This window comes from Streptomyces sp. NPDC001027 (genome assembly GCF_040299045.1).
GTDB lineage: Bacteria > Actinomycetota > Actinomycetes > Streptomycetales > Streptomycetaceae > Streptomyces.
Map to the genome: position 1 here is coordinate 1 of NZ_JBEPBI010000356.1, position 5,969 is coordinate 5,969.

A 5,969-nucleotide genomic window follows, 5' to 3' on the forward strand; every position below is an offset into this window, starting at 1 on the left:
GACGTCGACAACCTGTCGGTGGGACGTCGGATCACGTACGACGTGAAGGCGAACTGGAAGCTCATCATCGAGAACTTCATGGAGTGCTACCACTGTGCCACGATCCACCCCGAACTGACCGAGGTCCTGCCGGAGTTCGCGGACGGCTACGCCGCCCAGTACTACGTCGGGCATGGCGCGGAGTTCGGCGAGCAGGTCCAGGGGTTCACCGTCGACGGCTCCGAGGGCCTGGACCGCATCCCCGGCGTCGCGGAAGAGCAGGACCGCCGCTACTACGCGATCACCGTCAAGCCGCAGGTCTTCATCAACCTCGTGCCGGACCATGTGATCTTCCACCGGATGTACCCGGTGGCCGCGGACCGCACGATCGTCGAGTGCGACTGGCTGTACCTGCCGCACGTCGTGGAGAGCGGCAAGGACGTCAGCCGGTCCGTGGAGCTCTTCGACCGGGTCAACCGGCAGGACTTCGACGCCTGTGAGCGCACCCAGCCCGGGATGAGCTCGCGGATGTACGCCAAGGGGGGCGTGCTGGTGCCCAGCGAGCACCACATCGGCGCGTTCCACGACTGGGTGAGCGAGCGCCTCGGCACTCGCCACGGGTGAGTCAGCCCAGGAAACCCATGCGGTGACTGATCTCCGCGGCGCCCTTGACCAGCACCGGGGACATCTCGTGCAGACGTTCCTCGGTGAACCGGTAGGAGGGTCCGGAGGCGCTGAGGGCGGCGATGACCTCGCCCTCCCGGTTGCGCACCGGCGCGGCCATGGCGTGCAGACCGATCTCCAACTCCTCCAGGGTGAAGGCGTAACCCCGTTCCCGGGCGGCGACGAGGTTGTTCTCCAGCTTCGTCTTCGCGGTGATGGTGTGCGGGGTCACCTTCTTCATGCCCGCGGCCGTCAGCAGCGCGGCGCGCTCCTTGGCCGACAGGTGCGCGAGCAGGATCTTGCCGCTCGACGTGGCGTGCAGCGGGGTCAGCTGACCCACCCAGTTGTGCGCGGTGACGGCTCCCGGTCCGCGCACCTGGTACAGGTTGATCGCGTACTGCTCCTGCATCACGGCGATGTTGACGGTCTCGCCGATCTCCTCGGCCAGACGTTCGCACACGGGACGGCCCTGCTGTGTGATGTCGATACGGCCGGTGACCGCGCCGGCCAGGCGCACGATGCCGAACCCGAGGCGGTACTTGCCGCGCTCGCCGGCCTGCTCGACCAGGCCGCGCGCCTCCAGGGCTCCGAGGAGACGGAAGGCCGTCGACTTGTGCACCTCGATCTCGGCCGCCACCTCGCTGACACCGGCCTCGCCGCGCTGCGCGAGGATCTCCAGGACGCTGATGGCGCGGTCGACCGACTGCACTCCGCCGGCGGGTGGATTCGACGTTTCTGTGTCAAGGCTGTAGTTGCTCACCGTGCAACTATACGCGCAGTAAACAACACACTTGCAAGCGACCGCCCCGAAACGAAGCAACATAAGTTGCGTCGTTCGCAACCTGGTGCGTATAGCGCGACCGGGTCTAGCATGCCACGCATATCTACGGCGCGAGTGAGACGAGGCACCATGGCTCCTGTGCAGTACGACTTCGTGATCGTCGGCGGTGGTTCCGCGGGCAGTGCACTGGCAAACAGGCTGTCCGCCGACCCGGCGAACCGGGTCCTGGTCCTGGAGGCGGGCCGCTCGGACTTCCCGTGGGACGTCTTCATTCACATGCCGGCGGCGCTGACCTATCCGATCGGCAGCCGGTTCTACGACTGGAAGTACGAGTCCGAGCCGGAGCCGCACATGGGCGGCCGGCGCGTCTACCACGCGCGCGGCAAGGTGCTGGGCGGCTCCAGCAGCATCAACGGCATGATCTTCCAGCGCGGCAACCCCATGGACTACGAGCGCTGGGCCGCCGATCCCGGAATGGAGACCTGGGACTACGCGCACTGCCTGCCGTACTTCCGGCGCATGGAGAACTGCCTCGCGGCCGACCCCGACGACGAGTTCCGCGGCCACGACGGCCCCCTCGTCCTGGAACGCGGCCCGGCCTCCAACCCGTTGTTCGGCGCCTTCCTCAAGGCCACCGAGGAAGCCGGGTACGCCCCCACGGACGACGTCAACGGCTACCGCCAGGAGGGCTTCGCCAAGTTCGACCGCAACGTCCACCGCGGCCGCCGGCTGTCGGCCTCGAAGGCCTACCTCAAGCCCGTCCGCAAGCGCCCCAACCTCACCGTCCGCACCCGCTCGCTCGTCACCCGCGTCCTCTTCGAGGGCAAGAAGGCCGTCGGCGTCGAGTACCGGCGCGGCAAGGGCGCCCTGCAGCAGGTCCGCGCCAAGGAGGTCATCCTCTGCGGCGGCGCGATCAACTCCCCGCAGCTGCTGCAGCTCTCCGGCGTCGGCAACGCGGAGGAGCTGCGCGCCCTCGGCATCGACGTCGTCCACGACCTCCCGGGCGTCGGCGAGAACATGCAGGACCATCTGGAGGTGTACATCCAGTACGCCTGCGAGCAGCCCGTCTCCATGCAGCCGTACCTGGCGAAGTGGCGCGCGCCGTTCATCGGGCTGCAGTGGCTCTTCCGCAAGGGTCCCGCCGCCACCAACCACTTCGAGGCCGGCGGCTTCGCCCGCAGCAACGAGGACGTGGACTACCCCAACCTGATGTTCCACTTCCTGCCGATCGCGGTCCGCTACGACGGTTCCGTCCCGGCCGGAGGCCATGGCTACCAGGTGCACGTGGGCCCCATGTACTCCGACGCCATCGGCTCGGTGAAGATCAAGAGCAGGGACCCGAGGGAGCACCCGGCCCTGCGCTTCAACTACCTCTCCACCGAGCAGGACCGCCGTGAGTGGGTCGAGGCGATCCGGGTGGCCCGCAAGCTCCTCAACCAGCCCGCGCTCGCCCCCTACAACGGCGGGGAGATCTCCCCCGGACCGTCCGTGGAGACGGACGAGGAGATCCTCGCCTGGGTCGCCAAGGACGGCGAGACAGCGCTGCACCCGTCGTGCACCTGCAAGATGGGCACGGACGAGATGTCCGTCGTGGACCCCACCAGCATGCGCGTGCACGGCGTGGAGGGACTGCGGGTGGTCGACGCCTCGGTCATGCCGTACGTCACCAACGGCAACATCTACGCCCCGGTGATGATGATCGCCGAGAAGGCCGCCGACCTCATCCTCGGCAAGAAGCCGGCGGCGCCGTCGACGGCCGCGTACTACCGCCACCGCGACATGCAGAAGCAGGCGGAGTAGACGTTGGCCGCCCCAGGGCTTCACGCGCTGCTGAGGACGGTCCGCTACGAGGTGCTGCCGGCGAGGACGACCGAGGAGAAGGTCCTCGCTCACGTCCCGCACGACGTCGTCGTCACCGTGACGGCGTCACCGGTCAAGGGCCTGGAACCGACCCTCGACCTCGCCGGCCGACTCGCCGCGCACGGATACCGTGTGGTCCCGCACGTCCCCGCCCGGCTCCTGCGCGACGACGTCCACCTCAAGGACGTCGTCGACCGGCTGCGCGAGGCGGGCGTGGACGACGTGTTCGTCCCGGCGGGCGACGCCGACCCGCCGGCCGGTTCCTACGACGGGGCGCTGCCGGTGCTCCGCCGGCTCGGCGAGCTGGGCGACCCGTTCGCCCGGGTCGGGGTCACCGGCTATCCGGAGAGCCATCCGCTCATCCACGACGACGTCACCGTCCAGGCGATGTGGGACAAGCGCGAGCACGCCACGTACATCGTGAGCAACCTCTGCTTCGACCCGCGGGTGCTGGGCGAGTGGCTCGCGCGCATCAGGCGCCGGGACGTGACCCTGCCGGTCCATGTGGGCGTCGCGGGGCCCGTGCAGCGGGCCAAGCTGCTGTCCATGGCGACGAAGATCGGCGTGGGGGAGTCGGCCCGCTTCCTGACCCGTCACCCCTCGTGGTTCGTGCGCTTCGCCGCGCCCGGCGGCTACGCGCCGGAGAAGTTGCTCACCCGTACCCGGGACGCCCTCACCGACCCCGCGTCCGGGGTGGCGGGGCTGCACCTGTTCACCTTCAACCAGATCGCGGAGACGGAGCGGTGGCGGCGGGCTCTGCTGGACCGGCTGGAGGGCTGAGCACACCGGTCTCACATTCGCCGGTGGCCGGACGCGGAACGCCGGACGGGCTCTCGGCCCGTCCGGCGTTCCGGCGTTCGTATACGGACGCCGTGCCGCTCAGCGGAAGACGACCGTGCGGTTTCCCTCGACCATCACCCGGTTCTCGCTGTGCCACTTCACCGCGTGCGCGAGCACCTGGGCCTCCACGTCACGGCCGACCGTGACCAGCTCGCCGGGGTCCAGCGAGTGGTCCACCCGCACCACGTCCTGCTCGATGATCTGGCCCTCGTCCAGGTCCGACGTCACGTAGTGCGCCGTCGCGCCGACGAGCTTCACCCCGCGGTCGTAGGCCTGGTCGTAGGGTCGTGCGCCCTTGAAGCTGGGGAGGAAGGAGTGGTGGATGTTGATGGCGCGGCCGTCCAGCTCCTTGCAGAGGTCGTCGGAGAGAATCTGCATGTAGCGGGCCAGCACCACCAGGTCGATGTCCAGCTCGCGGACGAGCTCGAGCAGCCGGGCCTCGGCCTCGGGCTTGGTGTCCCGGGTCACCGGGACGTGGTGGAAGGGGACGCTGTACGTCTCCGCGAGCTTCTCGAATTCCCGGTGGTTGGAGACGATCGCGGGGATCTCGATGTTGAGCGCGCCCGCCCGTTGGCGGAAGAGCAGGTCGTTGAGGCAGTGCCCGAACTTGGACACCATGATGAGCGTCCGGGTCGGCGTCGAGGCGTCGCTGAGGGACCACGAGATGCCGTAGGCCTGGGCGACGGGGCCGAAGCGGTACCGCAGACCCTCCAGGTCGACGCTGGGGTCGGAGACGTCGAAGTGGACCCGCATGAAGAACCGGCCCTGAAGTCGGTCGTCGAACTGCTGGCTTTCCAGGATGTTGCCGGAGTTCCTGACGAGAAAGCCGCTCACGGCGTGAACCAGCCCGGCGCTGTCGGGGCAGGAAAGGGTCAGGACGAACTCGCGGCCGGGTTGCGGTCGGGGGGACATGGGCGGCCTCCGTCGGTGCGTATTGCACAACATGGTGAGCGATACGCAACATGGTCGGCTCGGTGTCGCCTGCGGTCAAGAGTGGGCGGGCAAGTGACCGCATGGCCAAATCGTCATCCGCCAACGTCTTGACGTGTGTCTGGTCAGCCGACAGGGTGTTCCATCACAAGCAATCGGGTGCACGATGCGCAACGAATTTCAGTCGGAAGGCTCGCGCGTGGCAGACCTGTATGTGAATGGCGAATGGCGGGACCCGCTGGCCGGCGGTCACCGGGACATCCGATGTCCCTCTGACGGCACGCTCACGGCGACCGTTTCGGAAGGAACGCGCCCCGACGCCGAGGCGGCGATCGCCGCGGCCCGGGAGGCCTTCGACTCCGGTCCCTGGCCGGGCGCCTCGGAGCGGGAGCGCGGCGCACTGCTGCTGCGCACCGCCGACATCATCGAGCGCGACACCAAGAGCTTCGCCCGCGCGGAGTCGCTCGACACCGGCAAGCGGGTGGTGGAGAGCGAGTACGACATCGCCGACGTCGTCTCCTGCTTCCGCTACTACGGCGGTCTCGCGGGCACCGACGCCGGCCGAGTGATCGACACCGGTCGCGACGACGCGGTCAGCCGGGTCGTGTATGAGCCGGTCGGCGTGTGCGCACTGATCACCCCCTGGAACTACCCTCTCCTTCAAGCCAGTTGGAAGGTCGCCCCGGCGCTCGTGGCCGGCAACACGATCGTCCTCAAGCCCAGCGAGCTGACTCCCTCCACCTCGATCCTTTTGATGAAGGCGCTGGAGGAGGCCGGACTGCCGGCCGGCGTCGCCAACCTGGTGCTGGGCGCGGGTCCCGAGGTGGGCGCCCCGCTCTCCGAGGACCCCCGCGTCGACCTGGTCTCCTTCACCGGCGGACTGGACACCGGCAGGCGCGTCATGGCCACCGCCGCC

At 68.7% G+C, this 5,969-nt stretch carries 6 protein-coding genes; 4 read left to right on the forward strand and 2 right to left on the reverse strand.

All coding sequences use genetic code 11. The features are described 5' to 3' along the window. Positions 1-603 (forward strand): RHO alpha subunit C-terminal catalytic domain-containing protein (locus ABT300_RS40440; protein ID WP_351687109.1); only part of this gene is annotated, 603 nt, incomplete at its 5' end. Between the two features lies 1 nt (position 604). Here the strand turns inward: ABT300_RS40440 and ABT300_RS40445 are convergent. Then, positions 605-1,351, reverse strand: a complete 747-nt coding sequence (locus tag ABT300_RS40445) for an IclR family transcriptional regulator (RefSeq protein ID WP_351687118.1) — start codon at positions 1,349-1,351, stop codon at positions 605-607. Between the two features lie 201 nt (positions 1,352-1,552). Between ABT300_RS40445 and betA the strand changes: the two genes are divergently transcribed. After that, positions 1,553-3,223 (forward strand): choline dehydrogenase, encoded by a 1,671-nt coding sequence (gene betA / locus ABT300_RS40450; RefSeq protein ID WP_351687111.1) that lies wholly within the window; start codon positions 1,553-1,555, stop codon positions 3,221-3,223. A gap of 3 nt (positions 3,224-3,226) precedes the next feature. Next, positions 3,227-4,063 carry a methylenetetrahydrofolate reductase gene (locus tag ABT300_RS40455; protein WP_351687112.1) on the forward strand — a complete coding sequence of 279 codons (837 nt, stop codon included), beginning with the start codon at positions 3,227-3,229 and terminating at the stop codon, positions 4,061-4,063. A 99-nt stretch (positions 4,064-4,162) separates the two neighbouring features. On the opposite strand, the gene purU is transcribed toward ABT300_RS40455, so the two are convergent. Continuing rightward, on the reverse strand, positions 4,163-5,035 hold the full coding sequence (purU, locus tag ABT300_RS40460) for a formyltetrahydrofolate deformylase (RefSeq protein ID WP_351687114.1): 873 nt from the start codon (positions 5,033-5,035) through the stop codon (positions 4,163-4,165). Positions 5,036-5,252: 217 nt separating this feature from the next. On the opposite strand from purU, the gene ABT300_RS40465 reads away from it, so the two are divergent. After that, the coding region (locus ABT300_RS40465) for an aldehyde dehydrogenase family protein (protein ID WP_351687115.1) at positions 5,253-5,969 on the forward strand (717 nt) is incomplete at its 3' end.